This is a genomic window from Leuconostoc inhae (genome assembly GCF_019656015.1).
In the GTDB taxonomy this organism is placed as follows: domain Bacteria; phylum Bacillota; class Bacilli; order Lactobacillales; family Lactobacillaceae; genus Leuconostoc; species Leuconostoc inhae_A.
This window is the reverse complement of the sequence record NZ_BPKW01000004.1, coordinates 1-17,563: the sequence shown is the minus strand read 5'-3', so window position 1 is coordinate 17,563 and position 17,563 is coordinate 1. Positions and strand designations below refer to the sequence as shown.

13 protein-coding genes and 1 CRISPR repeat array are annotated in these 17,563 nt (G+C 36.3%); all 13 genes read right to left on the bottom strand.

Annotated elements, in window-relative coordinates; all coding sequences use genetic code 11:
• Nucleotides 1–112: 112 nt before the first annotated feature.
• The 13 genes from yihA to K5Q14_RS02465 all read right to left on the bottom strand — a co-directional run bounded on the left by yihA (nucleotide 113) and on the right by K5Q14_RS02465 (nucleotide 17,458).
• Nucleotides 113–697, bottom strand: a complete 585-nt coding sequence (gene yihA, locus K5Q14_RS02525; RefSeq protein ID WP_220734270.1) for a ribosome biogenesis GTP-binding protein YihA/YsxC — start codon at nucleotides 695–697, stop codon at nucleotides 113–115.
• Complete coding sequence (gene clpX, locus K5Q14_RS02520) at nucleotides 697–1,953, bottom strand: ATP-dependent Clp protease ATP-binding subunit ClpX (RefSeq protein ID WP_220734269.1); 1,257 nt, start codon at nucleotides 1,951–1,953, stop codon at nucleotides 697–699. Before clpX ends, yihA begins: the two co-directional genes overlap by 1 nt.
• A 173-nt stretch (nucleotides 1,954–2,126) precedes the next feature.
• Nucleotides 2,127–3,422, bottom strand: coding sequence for a trigger factor (gene tig / locus K5Q14_RS02515; RefSeq protein WP_220734268.1), 1,296 nt, complete (start codon nucleotides 3,420–3,422; stop codon nucleotides 2,127–2,129).
• A 221-nt stretch (nucleotides 3,423–3,643) separates the two neighbouring features.
• The gene (locus K5Q14_RS02510; RefSeq protein ID WP_220734267.1) at nucleotides 3,644–6,013 is read right to left on the bottom strand and encodes a peptidoglycan amidohydrolase family protein; all 2,370 of its coding nucleotides are present in this window, start codon (nucleotides 6,011–6,013) and stop codon (nucleotides 3,644–3,646) included.
• A 244-nt stretch (nucleotides 6,014–6,257) separates the two neighbouring features.
• Nucleotides 6,258–8,099, bottom strand: coding sequence for an acyltransferase family protein (locus K5Q14_RS02505; protein ID WP_220734266.1), 1,842 nt, complete (start codon nucleotides 8,097–8,099; stop codon nucleotides 6,258–6,260).
• On the bottom strand, nucleotides 8,089–8,451 hold the full coding sequence (locus tag K5Q14_RS02500) for an MORN repeat-containing protein (RefSeq protein WP_246587522.1): 363 nt from the start codon (nucleotides 8,449–8,451) through the stop codon (nucleotides 8,089–8,091). The genes K5Q14_RS02505 and K5Q14_RS02500 overlap by 11 nt, the downstream gene beginning before the upstream one ends.
• Before the next feature lie 241 nt (nucleotides 8,452–8,692).
• Nucleotides 8,693–8,863, bottom strand: coding sequence for a hypothetical protein (locus K5Q14_RS02495; RefSeq protein WP_220734265.1), 171 nt, complete (start codon nucleotides 8,861–8,863; stop codon nucleotides 8,693–8,695).
• Between the two features lie 75 nt (nucleotides 8,864–8,938).
• Nucleotides 8,939–9,502: a CRISPR direct-repeat array (repeat unit 36 nt; unit sequence GGTTTGAACCTCATTGATCTGACACACATCTGAAGC).
• 20 nt (nucleotides 9,503–9,522) lie between these two features.
• On the bottom strand, nucleotides 9,523–10,197 hold the full coding sequence (gene csn2 / locus K5Q14_RS02490; protein ID WP_220734264.1) for a type II-A CRISPR-associated protein Csn2: 675 nt from the start codon (nucleotides 10,195–10,197) through the stop codon (nucleotides 9,523–9,525).
• A complete protein-coding gene (gene cas2, locus K5Q14_RS02485; protein ID WP_220734263.1) occupies nucleotides 10,194–10,499 on the bottom strand; it encodes a CRISPR-associated endonuclease Cas2 in 306 nt (101 codons plus the stop codon). Before cas2 ends, csn2 begins: the two co-directional genes overlap by 4 nt.
• 11 nt (nucleotides 10,500–10,510) lie before the next feature.
• Nucleotides 10,511–11,383 (bottom strand): type II CRISPR-associated endonuclease Cas1, encoded by an 873-nt coding sequence (cas1, locus tag K5Q14_RS02480; protein WP_220734262.1) that lies wholly within the window; start codon nucleotides 11,381–11,383, stop codon nucleotides 10,511–10,513.
• A gap of 194 nt (nucleotides 11,384–11,577) precedes the next feature.
• A complete protein-coding gene (gene cas9, locus K5Q14_RS02475) occupies nucleotides 11,578–15,657 on the bottom strand; it encodes a type II CRISPR RNA-guided endonuclease Cas9 (protein WP_220734261.1) in 4,080 nt (1,359 codons plus the stop codon).
• A gap of 81 nt (nucleotides 15,658–15,738) precedes the next feature.
• Complete coding sequence (locus K5Q14_RS02470; RefSeq protein WP_220734260.1) at nucleotides 15,739–16,656, bottom strand: DpnII family type II restriction endonuclease; 918 nt, start codon at nucleotides 16,654–16,656, stop codon at nucleotides 15,739–15,741.
• Nucleotides 16,646–17,458: a DNA adenine methylase gene (locus K5Q14_RS02465; RefSeq protein WP_220734481.1), complete on the bottom strand. Its 813-nt coding sequence runs from the start codon at nucleotides 17,456–17,458 to the stop codon at nucleotides 16,646–16,648. The genes K5Q14_RS02470 and K5Q14_RS02465 overlap by 11 nt, the downstream gene beginning before the upstream one ends.
• Nucleotides 17,459–17,563: the final 105 nt, after the last annotated feature.

Below are 17,563 nucleotides of genomic sequence, written 5' to 3'. Positions count from 1 at the left end.
TGAACCTGTTTTTCTTTTAAAATTAAAAATAGACTAACACTTCTTGACATTAATTATCTTTACCTGCAATATTTGCACTAAAAAAGAGTCATTGCTGCTGACTCTTCTCTGCTTATATATGCGTTTCAATCCATTGCCAAACTTCGTCTTTACCATACTTTGTTTCAGATGAAAAAAATTGGAAATCACTCTCATCTTCATCAAAACCAAGTGTTTGCTTAATATTTGATGCATATTTGTTAAATTTACTTTTTGAAATCTTATCTGATTTTGTTGCCACAATCAAAATTGGAATATTATAATAATGCAACCATTCATACATTGACACATCATCATCACTTGGTTCATGACGTGCATCAACTAAACTGACAACACCACGTAATTGTTTACGTGATGTGATATATTCTTCAATCATATGGCCAAATTCTTCACGTTGTTTTTTAGAAACTTTAGCATAGCCATAACCTGGGACATCAACAAAATATAATTTATTTTCCACATTATAAAAATTCAATGTTTGTGTTTTTCCTGGTTGTGATGATGTTCGTGCAAAATTTTTACGTTGAATCAACGTATTAGTTAATGATGATTTACCAACATTCGAGCGACCAACTAATGCAATCTCTGGCTTGCCGTCTGTTGGATACTGTGCAGCAGAAACTGCACTCATCACCATATCAACATTGTGTACATCCATTATTTCACCTTTTTTAACTGTAATTCTGGTTGCTCCCCACCAATAACACTGGCTTTGGTAATAATGACTTTTGTGACATCATCACGACTAGGAATATCATACATAACATCTTTCATAGTTAATTCAATAATTGATCGTAACCCTCGTGCACCAGTATGTCGTTGAATAGCTAATTCGGCCATTGCTTCTAGTGCATCTGGTTGAAATTCTAAGGTGACATCATCCAATCCCAGTAAAGCCGTGTATTGCTTAATCAGCGCATTTTTAGGTTCAGTCAAAATTCGTGTCAAATCATCAATTTTTAATTCATCCAATACAGTTACGATTGGTAGACGGCCAATAAATTCAGGAATTAAACCAAATTTAGTCATATCTTCTGGTTGCACATGTTCAAGAATATTTTCAGAATCTAAAGCGGCAGCATTATCGTTTGCATCCGACCCAAACCCAATAACTCGTTCACCTAAACGTTCTTTAATAATTGTGTCGATTCCAGCAAATGCACCGCCAACAATAAATAAAATGTTAGTCGTATCAACTTGAATCAACTCTTGTTGTGGATGCTTTCGACCACCCTGTGGTGGCACGCTAGCAATCGTACCCTCTAGCATTTTAAGAAGTGCTTGTTGCACACCTTCACCGGAAACATCACGTGTAATTGAAACATTCTCAGATTTTTTTGCAATTTTATCAATTTCGTCAACGTAAATAATGCCATGTTGTGCTGCTTCTATATCAAAATTAGCTGACTGCAGCAATTTTAATACAATGTTTTCAACATCTTCTCCGACATAGCCAGCCTCTGTTAATGTTGTGGCATCAGCTATTGCGAAAGGGACGTCCAAAATACGAGCTAAACTTTGTGCTAAATATGTTTTACCAGAACCAGTAGGTCCAATCAAAGCAATATTAGATTTTTGTAATTCAACATCGGTTGTTGGTGTATAGTTTTCATTGATACGTTTGTAATGATTATAAACAGCAACTGCTAGTGTCTTTTTTGCATCGTCTTGTCCAATCACATAGTCGTTCAATTCTGAAACGATTTCATGTGGTGTAGGTAATGCTAGTGTTATCGGTTTTGTTACTGTTTGATCCACTGTTGCTTCCTCGCTCATGATATTTTTTGCTAAATCCACACATTCGTTACAAATATAAATGCCACTTGGTCCAGCAACAATTTGTTGTACCTCACTCGCAGATTTGCCGCAAAAACTGCAATAAACTTCTTCTTCCAAATCTGGTGTCTGTGTCATGTTATCTTCCTTTGAATTTCATTTAAGTCATACAATTATGTCAAGTTTAAATACTATTCTATTCTAACAGATTACACAATAATTTTAAGTACAAATTTTTATCTTATTAAAGCTAGTTCATCCTAACCTTAAGTTATTAAAAAAAAGCCTCACGGCTTCTCTTAAAAATAATATTACTTTGCTTTTGCTGAGTCAGTAACTCTTTTAATGACTTCGCGCATGGCAATGTCATGCTTCAATAATGAATCTGACAAGTTTGCACGTACTTGCGCAACTTCCATCTTATATTGTGTTGCCAAGTTAGTGACTTCTTCGTTAATTTGGTCTTCACTTGGTTCAATAGCTTCTGCCTTAACAATTGCTTCAAGAACTAGATTAGTTTTAACACGTGTTTCTGCGCCTTCTTCAAATTGCTTGTGCAAATCATCTTCAGTTTGACCTGAAATTTGGAAGAACATCTCACGTGAAATGCCTTGTTGTTGTAGTTGTGCCAAATATTGATCGATTTGACGGTGAACATCTTCATCAATCATTGCTTCAGGAATCTTATCACCATCAATTGATGCGTTATCAACTGCTTTTGTGATCACTGCATCTTCGAAAGCTGCTTGTGCTGATTCTACCTTGTCTTCAGTCAATTTCTTAGCTGTTTTTTCTCTCAATTCAGCTAAAGTTTCAACTTCTTCGTCAACATCCTTGGCAAATTCATCATCAATTTCAGGTAATTCCTTACGCTTCAATTCGTGAATTTTAACTTCAAACAAAGCTTCCTTATTGGCAAGGTCTGCTGCTTGATAGTCTTCAGGGAATGTCACAGTAACGTTAACATCTTCGCCTGCTGAATGACCAACTAATTGTTCTTCAAATCCAGGAATAAATTGACCTGAACCTAATTCTAATGAAAAGTCATCAGCTTGACCACCATCAAAATGGTCACCATCAACTGAACCATCAAAATCAATAATCACAGTGTCGCCGTTTTCAGCCTTAACTGAAGCTTCTTGCAAAACTAATTCAGCTTGACCGTCTTGTAAGTGCTTGATTTCTGCTTCGACATCATCATCTGTTACTTCAGTATCAGCTGCTTCAACTTCAAGATTCAGGTACTCACCCAACTTAACTTCAGGTGCAGTTGTGATTTCAGCCTTCATTGTCCAGTCTTCACCTTTGTTCATTGACACTGGTTCAATATTAGGACGGCCGACTGGTGTAATGCCAGATTCATCAACAGCAGCTTCATATGCAGCTGGTAAAACAATATCCATTGTCTGTTGATACAATGCTTCTTCTCCAAATTTTGAGAAAAAAAGTGCCTTTGTTACTTTTCCCTTACGAAATCCAGGAATAGAAACATCATTCTTGTTTTGTTGAAAAGCCTTTTCTAAACCTGCTTCAACTTGTGCGCGTGAAATTTTAAATTCTAATGTGCCTTGGTTCTTTTGATCCTCGGCTGCTGTCCAGTTAGACATTGTAAGTCCTCCAAATGTTTTAAATACCTTTTAATTTTATCTTAAATACGACTAAATCACAACAATTTTATCTTATTTATTAAAAGTCAGTCAATATGTCAGTATGATTATTTCAATTATCACACTTTTCAAAGTTAATTTAATCGTCAATTTCGACATTATAAAAGCCTTTTAAGTTAGCTTTCCTAACTCAAAAGGCTTTGTTAAACTCACTACTAGCATTATTGCGCTAAACGATAAACATAATAATACGGATAACCATTTTTAGCAGCGTATTGATTGTATTGTACTTCTTGAACTGCAGTACCTTTTTGTCCCTGCGTAATATAGCATGTTGAAATGAATAAGGGATTATCTAAGTCATTTGTTATAATACCAATGTGACCAGCAGCCCCGTCACTATGACCTTTTTGTCCCCAAATAACAATATCTCCACGTTTTGATAACCAACCATTACTATCATTGTTATCAATAAGTTTATAAGCATTATCTTGCAAATAACCGTGAATTGCCTCGGTATTATACAACCATGTGAATGGTGTACCGCCAGCATCTCGAATAGCTTGTACAACAGAACCAGAGCAATCAGCTGTACCATCTGCGCCATTACGAGAACCATACATTGAATAAGTTAACTTTCCCTTACGGCTTTCGAACCAATTAATCACTTTATTCGTATCAACTTTTTGAACATGCTTAGCAACCATAGTCTTATCGGCACCAGGATTTTTAGATGTAATTGAATCAGCATCGCCATCTTTATCGAAATGATAAATTTTATCACCAAGTGTTACGGATTGATTGCGCACTTGCTTAAAATCAGTACCATAATATTCAAATCCTGTTGAACTATATTGACGCAGACCCTTAAACGCATCTCCGTTAGCTTTCATGTAATAATATGTATTACCTGTTGGCACATAGTTATTTCGGATTTGCTTATGGTTAGCATCATAATACTCCATGTTTGAACCATAATGACGCACACCAGTCATCGCATGACCATTCCCGTCAAAGAACATTAATGAACCATTTATCCACGCATAATTATTCTGTACTTGTTTATAGTTATTATCATAATATTCAATCTGACCGTTAACTTTGTGTGTACCCTTAATGGCGTCCCCGCTACCATTGAAATAGTACTTTGCACCATTAGTTGTAGCATAATTATTACGAACTTGTTTAAAATCAGAACCGTAATACTCAAAACCTGTCTTACTATACTGACGCAATCCCTTAAAGGCATCGCCATTTGCTTTCAGATAATAATACGTGTTGCCGGTACGAACATAACTATTTCGAACTTGCTTATGGTTAACATCGTAGTATTCCATGTTCGAACCATAATGACGCACACCAGTCATCGCATGGCCGTTGCCATCAAAAAACATAAATGACCCATTTATCCATGCATAATTATTGCGCACTTGTACATAATTAGCACCGAAAAATTCTAACTGTCCATTGACTTTTCGTGAACCTTTATAGGCGTCGCCATTACCAGTTAAGTAATATCTTGAACCACCTATTGTCGCATAGTTATTACGGATTTGCTTAAAATCAGAACCATAAACTTCCACACCACCGCTGTAGTGTCTTACACCAGTTAACGCGTGCCCATCGGATGTATCAAAAAACATCAGAGCCCCATTAGTCCAGACATAACCATAGTGCATTTGACCAGACTTAACATCATAAAATACTGTTTTATGTGTCAGTGCCGTCAGACCTTTTGATTGTGCACCATTTCTATCAAAATTATACCAATGACCCTCAATGTGCTTTTCACCAACGACAGGCGCGCCCTTAACATAGTACTTGGTTACGCCATTTTCATTTGACCAACCATCTTTATGTACAGGCTTATTCGTGTATCGTTGCAAATCTTGTTCCAAGACTTTGGTTATGACAACACCATTATCCAATTTAACCTGATAATAGAAATTGGATGATAACTGATGAAATCGCGTGACCTTGGTGATCGTAGCACCAATACCGCGATAGGCGATAATATTTTTAGCATCGCCATCATGTGTCGCATCTTTTTTAATTTCAACGCGGTTATTAATTGCAAACGCACTGGTTTTAACAAACGAAGCGACACCTGACTCTAAAACATGAGATACGACAACACCATTATCCAATTTAATGTCATAGCTATAATTTGTATTGACATTCTTTGGCACAATGACTTTCGTCACAACACCTGATTGGTTGCCATAGCTTTGTAATTGTGTGCCATTGGCTGTTTTTGCTGAAGGAGTTAATACAATGACAGAACCGGTTTTAAATTTGGCCTGAGGCATTTGAATCGAACGTGTTGAGGGTGTTACGTTAGAACTAGCATTTTGGGTAGCATCATCTACCGCAACTGAATGTTGTGATTCTATCGTTGAACTTGACGTTTTAGTGCTTGGTACTTGTGATGTAGCACGCGAACTTGGTGTCGTTATACTTGCACTTGACACTTGTGTCGCTGCATGTGTTGTATTTTCAGCAGCATTAACCGTAGACATTGTGCCTAAGACACCACCAATAATTATTGTTGAAACGAGTAATTCTTTCACTCGTATTTTTTTATTTACCAAAACAGGAAAATTTCCCTTTCTCCATCTCACATTTAACGTGATTATTTATAACATAATATATCATACCATAATTATTATTTCTTGATCTTATTTTTTTGGTAAATATAAAATATAAAAAAACGCCTAAGCGTTTTAATTTTATTGATATGCACAAATACGCTAATAAAGCCCGGTTAAAAACCTCTTACACACTTTGCTAATCACTAAGCATCGGTATGGTTGCACACGTCAATATCAATGCTGTTTACTTAACAGGTGCCTTCTTAGCCACTTGCAGTGCCTGATTGATCACCTTAGCATATAAAACATCACCGGCTGGAATCCCGCCAAAGTGCACCCCATCAGTGCCATTAAATATTTCAGGATGTTGAGCAGCAATCTTCCCCCAATCAGCGACCGTAATGAACTTATACTTAGCCGGCAGGCCTCGTTCCAAAACAGCCAATTTAGATGAATTCCAATCCGCATCAGCTTGCGCATTATACGGTGTCATCATAATTAATTTATGACCAGGCGCCAAATCGTGAATGAGCTTCATAGTTTGTTTTGCATAATCATCTAACGCGTTAGTTCCGATACAAATCACCACGTACTGTCGTAACGTGTGACTCTGTTGCTGACTCATCATCACGTTGTACGCAAGGTCCATAGTTCGATCTCCTTCGGCGTCAATGTTACTATTAGCGACATGAGCCCCCAAATAACTACGCGTTCCCAAAGTCACACTATCTCCAATAATTGACACGCCCGGTGCTTTTGTTTGATTCGCCTTAGTAGCCCCTTGCTTTTTATTTGGTCTTACGGCCGCTAATACAGTATCATGAGTTGTTTTAATCTTATCAATATCTTGATAAATGCCACCCACCCATAATTTTTGTTCAAGCGTCGAGAGTTGTGGCGCATTTTTGACCACAATCCCTGTATTGATAGCTAGCAATAACCCCACAACGACAACCGGCAACTGTAATTGTCGCCACGTCACTGTGTGCCCAAAAACATTGGCCTGCTTACCAGCAATGATTGGTTCCAATACATAATACGATAAAGCTGACAATATAATCGAGAGTACAGTCGTGACTAGCACTGCTAACCAGTTGACCATCATGTGTGAAAAAATCACGTATAGCGGCCAATGATAAAGGTACACGCTATAGCTCACGTCCGCCAAAAAAGTAATCCACCGCGGTTCATTTATGTTAGGCGTTTGGTCATGTAACAACCGAGCACAGTAAATCATGACCCCTGCCAGCACGGTTGCGAGTAGTAGGCCACCTTGATACGTTTGCAGCGCATCGAATGTCATGCGATAGCCCATAGTAACGAGTAGTATAAAACTAATCAGCATTCCTACGCCCACAATAATCGGGTTACTGTGCGCCGTGGTCCATCGATAGATTGGCCCTTGCGCCTTAATGCCACTCAAGATACCAATAAGACCACCGAAGAAGAATGGAAAACAGTGAGTCAAACTCGAAAAGTAAACCGGCGAAAAGTCTTTCAGGCCGCCTGCTCCAAAGAACATCATCACAAAGCTCTCGACTGCAAAGATGGTTGTTAAAATACCCAACCCCCAACGAAAATACGTTAAGGCGCGTGGCCCACTAGCCAACCGTTGACTAATTTTAGCCACTGACCACGCCATCAATCCCCATAAAATATAGAAGTGCATTTCAATTGCTAATGACCACGTATGGACGAATAAATGCGGAATAAATTTATTTTCATAACTGCCACCCGTCGCAATTTCAAAATAGTTTGTGGTAAAGCCAAGGGCCGCTGCGACCTGCTTACCGATATCAGTCACGAAATCGTGGTTAATCAGATAAGTTAGTGGTAAAACGACTAGTACCATAATAAATAGCGGTGGCACGATCCGGTAAAAGCGGCGACCGTAAAAAGCCATTAATTTAAAATTATCCGAACGCGCAAATTCATCAACCATTAATGCCGTAATCAAGAACCCAGAGAAGGTAAAGAAAACGTCCACGCCAATAAAGCCACCAGTAAATTTAGTCTGAAAAAAGTGATATGTCAATACCAGCACGAGTCCCGTTATTCGTACTAAGCTAAACCATTTAATTCGCATTTTCCAACTTACCATCTTCCGTAATTTTTTTCGCGTAAGTCTTATTACCGACCTGCAACTTGACTACGCCATTCAGTTCGCCCTTGCTAAAATCGCCTTGTAAGCGCCAACCACTCGGTCCAGTGAATTCACCAGAACCTTCAAAACGGCCGTTCGCAAAATTACCGACATAGTTCCCCTCTTTTTGAATGTGCAACGTCCCGTGACCATCAAATTTATGGTTCAGCATTGCCCCACTATAATTCATACGTCCGTGATCTAATCGCACACTTTTGCGTTTTGTCGCTGATGGCATTAAACTGATGACGGCAAAAATTAGAATACCGATAATCGTTATAATCTCAAAGACCATTCTGCTATTTATTTTTTTCATAAAATATCTCGCCCTTCTATTCTCCATAAGAATATCATATGCCTAATTTTGAAATATTGCCATTTTAGTAATCACATGATTAAGCGTATGATGCATATTACAGTAGTAGCTCAATGACATAAATTAAAAATTCTAATGAAGCCACAAAAAAACCAGATTAATTAAAATCTGGTTTTTGAACTTCATTGATTTGATAGACATCTGAAGCTAGTTATACTTGTCAACCCTTTTTATAAATATTTTTTAAAGCGTAATCCAATAGGACTAGTAACATAAGCACAATAAATATGGCGTCAAGTTCCCCATGTAATATTAGTTGTGGTAAGGTCATAACTAATAAGAACCCAAAGAATATTATTAGACCTGTAAACACAATTCTTATAAAGTTCATAGCAAGCCTCCTAAATAGCCATATAAACGGTACAAAGGAAGCATAACGTACTGAGCTATTACAGCTGCGTCCGCCCTTGCAAACCTCATTGATCTGACACACATCTGAAGCGGTCGTTTATGTGTGATTTTGATTGAGTCAGGTTTGAACCTCATTGATCTGACACACATCTGAAGCGATTGCGAGTACATATAGTCTATCCATGGAGGTTTGAACCTCATTGATCTGACACACATCTGAAGCAAAATCAACAGCATCTTGTTTAATGTTGAAGGTTTGAACCTCATTGATCTGACACACATCTGAAGCATAAATCCTCGTCTCGTATGCCATATTAATGGTTTGAACCTCATTGATCTGACACACATCTGAAGCGTTAGAATATAAAGTCGGTATTTTATCAAAGGTTTGAACCTCATTGATCTGACACACATCTGAAGCGCCAAAAAGTGGTTGATAGCGAAAGCAATTGGTTTGAACCTCATTGATCTGACACACATCTGAAGCAGCAAATTACGCCTTATTACACTAGGACATGGTTTGAACCTCATTGATCTGACACACATCTGAAGCTAATACGAAATGTTAAAACAAGCCTAGAACGGTTTGAACCTCATTGATCTGACACACATCTGAAGCAGACCGCCTGTTCGCATTGGTTAGTCAGCACCAAATTGAACGAAATCTTCATCGATGAAAATTTCTGAAGACGAACCCTGTTTAGTCATAACAGGATTTTGTGTCAAATTAAGAGAAATCAAACATAAATTTATTGCCTTCGCTAGATTATTCAGATAGTCAATCTGATCAATCGACAACAACAAATAGATATTGGTAAAAATGATTAAACGTTGCTCTGAAAACTCACCAGCAACGTTCACTACATCTTCTATTTTACCAAATCCAGAGCTATTTGTCAGTGTTTCTATCTTAATTTTCTTCTCATTTATCAAGTCACCAATATTAAATTCTGTTTGGAAATAGAAAGGTAAATTATTTTCTAATATAATATTTTCTAGGAGTTGGTTTAGTTCAGAATTAATGCTATAAAATCTTTCTAATGCTTGATCATCTGCGTATTTTTTCACCGTATTGACAATATTTTTTTGATATAACTTATTCACATCAAGTTGCGCACTTATATCACCAATGAACATAACTCCCTTACTAACATCGACAATATGTCCATCTTGCCCTAATGTTACGTCTTCACTAGTCTCTTTCAATCCTGTACTTAATTGCCAATATAGTTCATGATTAGTGATAGAAACCATAGTCAATCCTGAAGTTACCTGTATGGGACTATTCGGAAAACATACGATCGAATAAGTCATATGACGACCATCTTTTCATCTGAATTTCTGACATCATCACTAGATGTACCAGATAAAAATTTCATCATTGTATATTGTTTTTCTGTCACAATTAAAGATTGTACTAGCCCATCAACTGGTGTAATCGCCTGAATACGATTTTCCAATAACGTTGCCGCTTGACGATTAGTGGTCACACGTACATAAACAGACTCTTGAATCATCAAAAACCCTTCGTTAATCAAACCTTTTCTAAAATGGCGATAATTACGCCGATCAGCGTCAGTTAAAGTTGGTAAATCAAAAAAAATCATCACTCTCATTATACGATACCTCAAATTTCAAACCGCCATTCTGGTAATTTTAAACCATTATTTAAATAGTTTATTGCATCACGTACTAAAATAGTGATTGCATTAGTCACTAACATTTGTTGCCCATTGATTTCAATAACTTGGTTAATAACATCTACCAAAGCCAATTTGATATCTAAGTTTAGCGCCGTTTCATGTTCATATTTTTTTGCGACTGCATCAATCAACGGTCGAAACGGCTCCATTAAGTCAGAAGCCAAATTATAATCATTCTGTGCGCCATTATGATGAATACCCAACTCTGACAAATAACCTTGTAATACAATTTCTCTGGCAACTGCAGCCATCAAAATTTGATAGCCATAATCTAACATCGCATTAATAATTCCTGATTCATGTCTCACAAATTCATTGCCAAATAGTCGATTAAAGTACATTCTAGCGGCCACAGCTTCACGATTCGTTTCATCGCCAATCTCAATACTATCGACCAGATCCTGAAATTTTTCTCTGTCTGTCGTTTGCTGGGTAACTAATACTTGCATTTGATTTTTAATCTTTAATTTGACAATTTCGCGCCATAGCATATTTTTCCGTTCCGATTGCCACACAATTTGTTGACTAATATTACGATTATGCTTACCGTTCGTATGATACTGATTAATTTCACCAATGGGCTGTCCATTGATATCTGAAAAAATAATTTTAATATTTCTTTTGATTGTTTCGGCAATCACATAAGCTGTGACAACTGCCTGTGTGGTCGTAATCAAAATAATTTGAATGTCTTCCATGGGTATTTGAAATGTTTTTTCTGACGTTTGTACCACTAAATGATTCATTTTATAGTTTAGTTTACTATGTTTTGTTATCACGACTGTCCGCCATGCCATGTTGTATCCTCCAGTTATTTATGATAGAATAATACTTAAGGAACTAGTCATTCCTTAGAGGCTGAACCTCATTGATCTGATACACAGTATTGAAGTAACGCAAGGCTTTATGCCAAGCTTAATTACTCATCAGAGTGGCCTTATGGCCGTACATAAAATCCCGTGTTGTTACTAAACAGCACGGGATTTCTTTTTTATTCGCCAACAATTTTGATTGTTTCAAATATTCCTGTTGGTGATTGGTATACAATGTTTGATTCTGAAGAGAGTTTAATGCCGCCATTCCCCCTATCTTGGCTCTGTAACGAAGTCCAAGCCGGTTTCTCTTTAATATGCTTAAACGGATCACACCATACAGCATCATTGTGCAGTTCATCAATAACATCCGATAAAATTGCCGCTTTAATCGTATTATTTGCTTCAATAAATTTGTTGCGTACCATTATTAAGTGTCGTAAATCTTTTTCATAAAACTTAAAATGTTCGATTGTCTTGTCACTGACCAAAAAATCAAATATAGCGATTAATTTTTCCGTGGCGGCTTTATCTAATTTTTGAGCGCTTTTCAAAATTTCTTTGGGTGCCCAAAGTTGCTTAGCGTTGTGTTTCATTTCTGACGTTGCTGCATAAAATTCACTACCATTTGTTTCTCGAATTAAAGTACCTAAAGGCAACTTTTCAATAACGACACGACTAAAGTCACGCAAATTCAACGTTTCAATATACTTTGATACTGTTAACTGTTTATTATTAACACGATTAGCGATAGTCATCGGTACTTTAATCAATTTATACGATTGCTGCCCTTTCTTATTGAACTCAACTAAGCTCATATAAGCTGATTCAGCTTGTGTAAAGCCACCATATAATTCAACTGAACGATTCGCTTTTGAGGCAATTAATTTAGCTTTAGGATTTGGTCCAAACAGCGTCTCTTTATACAATTGTCCAGATGAACCACCTAAACGCCGTGTCACTAGTATCTTTTTATACCCCAACACTTGACGTAAATACGTTACATTCTCATCATGCCAGACAATTTCGCCAGTTTCTGTGTTCACCTGTTGACGTACTGATTTTGATTGCATCGATCCGACAATGAACCCAAATGGATTTACCCGCTGACTATCATCTTTAACGCCAGCACGTGCACGCTTTAGCCAGTCTTTCGTGTATAGATTATAAGCGTTATCAGCGTTATCGCTGACATTGCCTTTATCAAAAAAACCACGCTTATCAACATATTTACCAACAGTTGCCATCATAAGCGCATCATGAGCATGATGGAAATCATTGATATCACGATTTTTGGGCCAATCTAGGTAACGACGCATTTCGCCAGTTAATGATGCACGAATTGCAACTGCCTGAGTGCCTTCGTAATTATTTTTGATCAAATCAGCGACATTTTTGATGATTTGACGTGTTTCAACCAATTGACGAGCAATGAAATGACTTGTCTGATTGTCACTAAACGTTTTACGTCTATCTGTTAATCGTTCAAATTTTTCTTTTGAGATTAACCCACGCTTCACCAATGATTGCCACCAAGATTTTCGGGCATCAATAATATCATTGGTAAAGGTTGGTGAATCAGACTTACGTGCATTGGTAGCACGGTTGACTAGGACACGATTATCGAGTGAGTCATCTTTCGTAAATGCCTGCGGGATAATATGGTCAATATCATAATTAGTGCTTAATTGCTCTACTGGAATGTCCTTTCCAGTATACATATCTTTTCCTTCTTGAAGGTAGTAAAGATACAATCTATCATCATGAATGGTTTCTTTAGTTTCAGTTGCCAATTGCTTAACTAACTCAGAAAATTCAGTTTTCAAGGTGGAATTAGTATACAATTCTTGCACACGATTTAGCCTAGAGTTAGTTAAACGTGAAGCTTGCGGTTCACGTGCAAATTCTACATAAACTTTCTCTGGATTGCTACCCATAGCTTTTTTGATATCGGCAATAATACCAAAAACTTGTGTAATACCACGCTTAATATTTTTTGGCCCCGCTAGGGCATCAATTTGATCATAGAGACTGTTGCCAGACTCTGTTCCCTTATTTTGTGCTGTCATCCATTCCTGTACATTGAATTTTTTATCAGTCAGAATTTCCATTAAGTTTTTATCAGAGTGATAGAGCAAATCCATGATACTGTGTGATTGCGGTATGATATCGCCAGCTTCTGATAAAGTAGTCTCTATGAATTTAGTGCCTAATAACTTTTTTGATAATCTGCCCCACCCAGTATAATGCTTAGCTGATAGTTTATCTTTTTCTTGTTGCGTTAAATAATCTAAATTTGATAGTCGTCTAACAACAATATTTCTATCTTCAAACACAGTTTGAATTTCAATAATTTCTTCTAACTTAGCTTCCCCAATTGCTTCGGTTTTTTCGCGACCAAGTACATCAACAAAATAATGATAACTCACTAAGTTACTGTTAAACTTGCCTGACCGTGTGTCCGATAAACCAGTTATTTCAAAGTCACCATAACCATTTAATTTGAGATATGTCATGACCTTTTTAGCAGTAACATTTTTATCTACTTTAAACACATGTTCATAGATATCTTGTTTCACTTTAATTGGCAATCGCTGATGTCTTTCATTGCGAACATTGTTCAATTCTTGCAACACATTATATTTTTGATACAAAAGCGAATTTTGGGGCAACGTTGGTTCCCCAATTAAATAACTGTCAGTACCAGTTATACGTTTGATAAACTGTTCACCACTTTTGTCTTTATCCACAACATCATCAAAGTTAAAAGGTGTAATCGGTGTATTTTCTTGCGTTTCCTTTTTAATTAACCAGTGATTGCTTGCATCCCCACTAACTTTTTCAGGTTCTACAAGCGGCCCAACGTAGTAAGGTACTCTGAATTTTAATAGACCAGCCAATTTATTTTCTGGCTTATTATCTTTCTCAAAAGTGTCAGCCAAAAATGGATAATATTTGCTTTGTTTTGCAATAATTTGTTCTAATTCTGCTAAATGTAGTTGGTATGGCAACACACCATTTCGTTTCGTACGTTGTTTTAGTAAAAACGTATCATTTTCTATGCGCTGTAGTATGTCAGCATCATGAATGTTTGTTTTAAAATATTCCAAACCTTTTTTATGTTCATCTTCATTTGATGAGATGACTTGTAGATAAGCCAAATTAGATGGATATATTAGTTTTTTGGGATCTAACTTAAATATTTTGACACTGTTTTTATCGGGTTCAATTTTTTGTTCGTTTATTCGAACATTGCCTTTAATATACGTCCAATCACGTTGATGTGATTTATAACTTTCAATCATTGATTGACTAATACTTTTGTAATCACCCAAAATCATTTTTAGAGTAATGCCATCATATGCTATTAAAATAGCCTCTAGAAAAGCATTTTGTTCATCTGAAAGCTTTGCTCGCACAACATCTAGTTTTGTTTCGACATCTTCTAAATCTAGTTTAAATTTAAAGTTTTTTGCTTCATCTTTTTCCAAATCAAGTAGTTCAAAAATAGTTTGAAAATTAGCTGTATTACCCACTAATGCTGTTAATACGGCTTTCAATATTTTTGACTTACTATCTGAAGTCGCTGACATGGCATTTTCGACACGGACAGATTTGTTGCGGGCATTTTTATCAGTTAGCATATCCGAAAACAATTGCACATCTTTAATTAATGGTAGTGGCGTTTCAATAGATTCATTATAATCGTTTAATGCTGCCACAAATAAATCAACATTGAAAGAATTATCCGCATTAATTTTATCTGCTGTATTCAAAAAGTTACCACGATATTTGACAATATGATGGATCGCCAAATAAACCTCACGTAAATCATGTCTGTCCGTATCAGTCATGAGTTTATATCGCAAATGATAAATCGTTGGATAATTTTCGTGAAATACTTTATCCGCCTCACTTGATCCAAATAACGCCCCGTTTGCAACATTATCGTTCAATTGCGGGTTTTGCTCGTCAGCTGGGTTAACCCATGAATACTTGAGCCGTGGCAGAAAATTTTCATCTAATTTTACTAAATTTGGTGAAAATATATCATTTAACAAACGTAAACGCCAATGACGACGTGATAAACGACGACGTGTCGTACGATAGCCACGTCTTTCGGCTGCTGTAGTTGCTGAATCAAACAGTCGTACACCAATTAAATTCTTACCTTTGGCACGCTTTAAACGGTAATCATCCTCAATTACAGCCCAACCAACGGAACCAGTCCCTATATCTAAGCCAATTGAATATGTCATAAATTGCTCCTCATTAATTTATTAATAGAATAGCACAATCAGTAACCAAATAACGTATTTTTTCAAAAATTAATTTTATCATTATTGTAAATCTAAAATTGATTCAATATATCCTGATTCAACCATACTGATATTAAAAACATTACCAATATATTCTAATGCCTCTTTTAAATGTGATTTGTCACTTATCCACCCCTCACCATCAGTAATATAAATAAATTCGTGATTAGTTTTAGCCAATCTATCACGTAATGTTTGAAACTCCGTGGAAGCGGATTTTGATTTACTACCACTAGCATTAAAAAGATTTATTTCAAATAAAATAAGTTTTAATTTTTTTGGATTATATAGTGCACCATCAAAACGACGGTTTTTAAAGATATATTCAATATCAATGTCAAATTCTTTCTTTATTTTGCTGGGTGTTGACTGTCCCATCCATTTTAAATTATTTCTAGATGCAATTGCCGCTAATTTTGCCTCTAAAAATTTTTCACCAATTTTACCAGAACGATTTTTGCGACCATTTGAATCCATTCCTGCCTGTACCCCAATAGAATAATCAAAGACACTTTTTTTCAAACCTTGCGACAACAACTGCATCAAACCAGAACTCGTCAAAAAATCAAAGTATGAATGCATATTTTTGGTATCAATAGTATTAAAATTAAGTTGATATTTTTCTTGGATATCTTGCACTGAAAGATTCCCATATTGATCTAATTTATCTTTTCGAATGCCTAATAGTAATGGCAACAATGTCAATAACTGTGGCCTTTCATAAAAAAATAGCTCAATTTCCATTTGATTTTTACCTATTAAATAATCTAGCGTAAATAGGTCAGGTGCAATTTTTTGAGGCACATTTTTATAAACATTATCAAAATTAACCCAGTAATCGGCAAATTTCTCTATATTTGACAATGTTGAAACAAAATAGTCTAAACGCTGATTAATCTCTAAATTACGATACTCAAATACGTTCAATCTATTTACCATGAACAATAACCTCCCCAACTTTTTTACGTGAAGAAGCTTTTGCACCAACCATGCGCGTAACACTCACCTGTTCAATGACAATGCCCTCAATATGACCATATAATTCTTCAATTAAGGGTACATCAGAATTTGACAACATCACATGTACCCCTTTTTGATGAAGCCTTACAAATACATCTCGCAATCTAACTTGCTGATCATAACCGAACTCTGAACTATAAGCCGTAAAACTACTCGTTACAGAAATTGGTATGTATGGTGGATCAAAATAAACGAAATCACCTGTTTGAGCATCTAAAACTACTTGTTCAAAGTCTGAATTTGTAATCGTTATATTTGCATCACTCAAATATCTAGATACCGTTTTAATCGTATCTTTATCTGCAATATTTGGATTATTATAACTACCAAATGGAACGTTATTTTGTCCTTTTTTGTTAACTCGCCACAAACCATTAAACCCAGATTTATTCATATAAATAAATCTGGCCGCACGTTGCACCGAAGTCATACTTTCTAATCTGCCATCACGATCTGCTTTACGCAAATGCAAATAGTATTCTTTACTATGATTTAATTGATGTTGCTTAAGTTGTTTTAATAGTTCTTCCGGTTTGTCTCTAACCACCATCCACGCAATAGCTAATTCCAAATTGAAGTCATTAATTATTGCGTGTTCAGGCGATAAAGCAAGTAAAAAGGCACCGCCACCTAAAAACGGCTCAAAATATGTTCCAAAGTGCTCTGGAACATACTTCGCCAATTCTGGTAACAGTTGCCTTTTGCCACCGACCCACTTTATAAAAGGTCGTAATTCAGCTAATTGTTGCTTGTTGCTTGTTGCTTGTTGCTTGTTGCTTGTTGCTTGTTGCTTGTTGCTTGTTGCTTGTTGCTTGTTGCTTGTTGC

Bases quoted from the DNA above. Each gene is read 5' to 3' on its own strand.
- yihA (WP_220734270.1), bottom strand. From the start codon at position 697: ATGGATGTACACAATGTTGATATGGTGATGAGTGCAGTTTCTGCTGCA.
- clpX (WP_220734269.1), bottom strand. From the start codon at position 1,953: ATGACACAGACACCAGATTTGGAAGAAGAAGTTTATTGCAGTTTTTGC.
- tig (WP_220734268.1), bottom strand. From the start codon at position 3,422: ATGTCTAACTGGACAGCAGCCGAGGATCAAAAGAACCAAGGCACATTA.
- K5Q14_RS02505 (WP_220734266.1), bottom strand. From the start codon at position 8,099: ATGCGAATTAAATGGTTTAGCTTAGTACGAATAACGGGACTCGTGCTG.
- K5Q14_RS02500 (WP_246587522.1), bottom strand. From the start codon at position 8,451: ATGGTCTTTGAGATTATAACGATTATCGGTATTCTAATTTTTGCCGTC.
- K5Q14_RS02495 (WP_220734265.1), bottom strand. From the start codon at position 8,863: ATGAACTTTATAAGAATTGTGTTTACAGGTCTAATAATATTCTTTGGG.
- csn2 (WP_220734264.1), bottom strand. From the start codon at position 10,197: ATGACTTATTCGATCGTATGTTTTCCGAATAGTCCCATACAGGTAACT.
- cas2 (WP_220734263.1), bottom strand. From the start codon at position 10,499: ATGAGAGTGATGATTTTTTTTGATTTACCAACTTTAACTGACGCTGAT.
- cas1 (WP_220734262.1), bottom strand. From the start codon at position 11,383: ATGGCATGGCGGACAGTCGTGATAACAAAACATAGTAAACTAAACTAT.
- cas9 (WP_220734261.1), bottom strand. From the start codon at position 15,657: ATGACATATTCAATTGGCTTAGATATAGGGACTGGTTCCGTTGGTTGG.
- K5Q14_RS02470 (WP_220734260.1), bottom strand. From the start codon at position 16,656: ATGGTAAATAGATTGAACGTATTTGAGTATCGTAATTTAGAGATTAAT.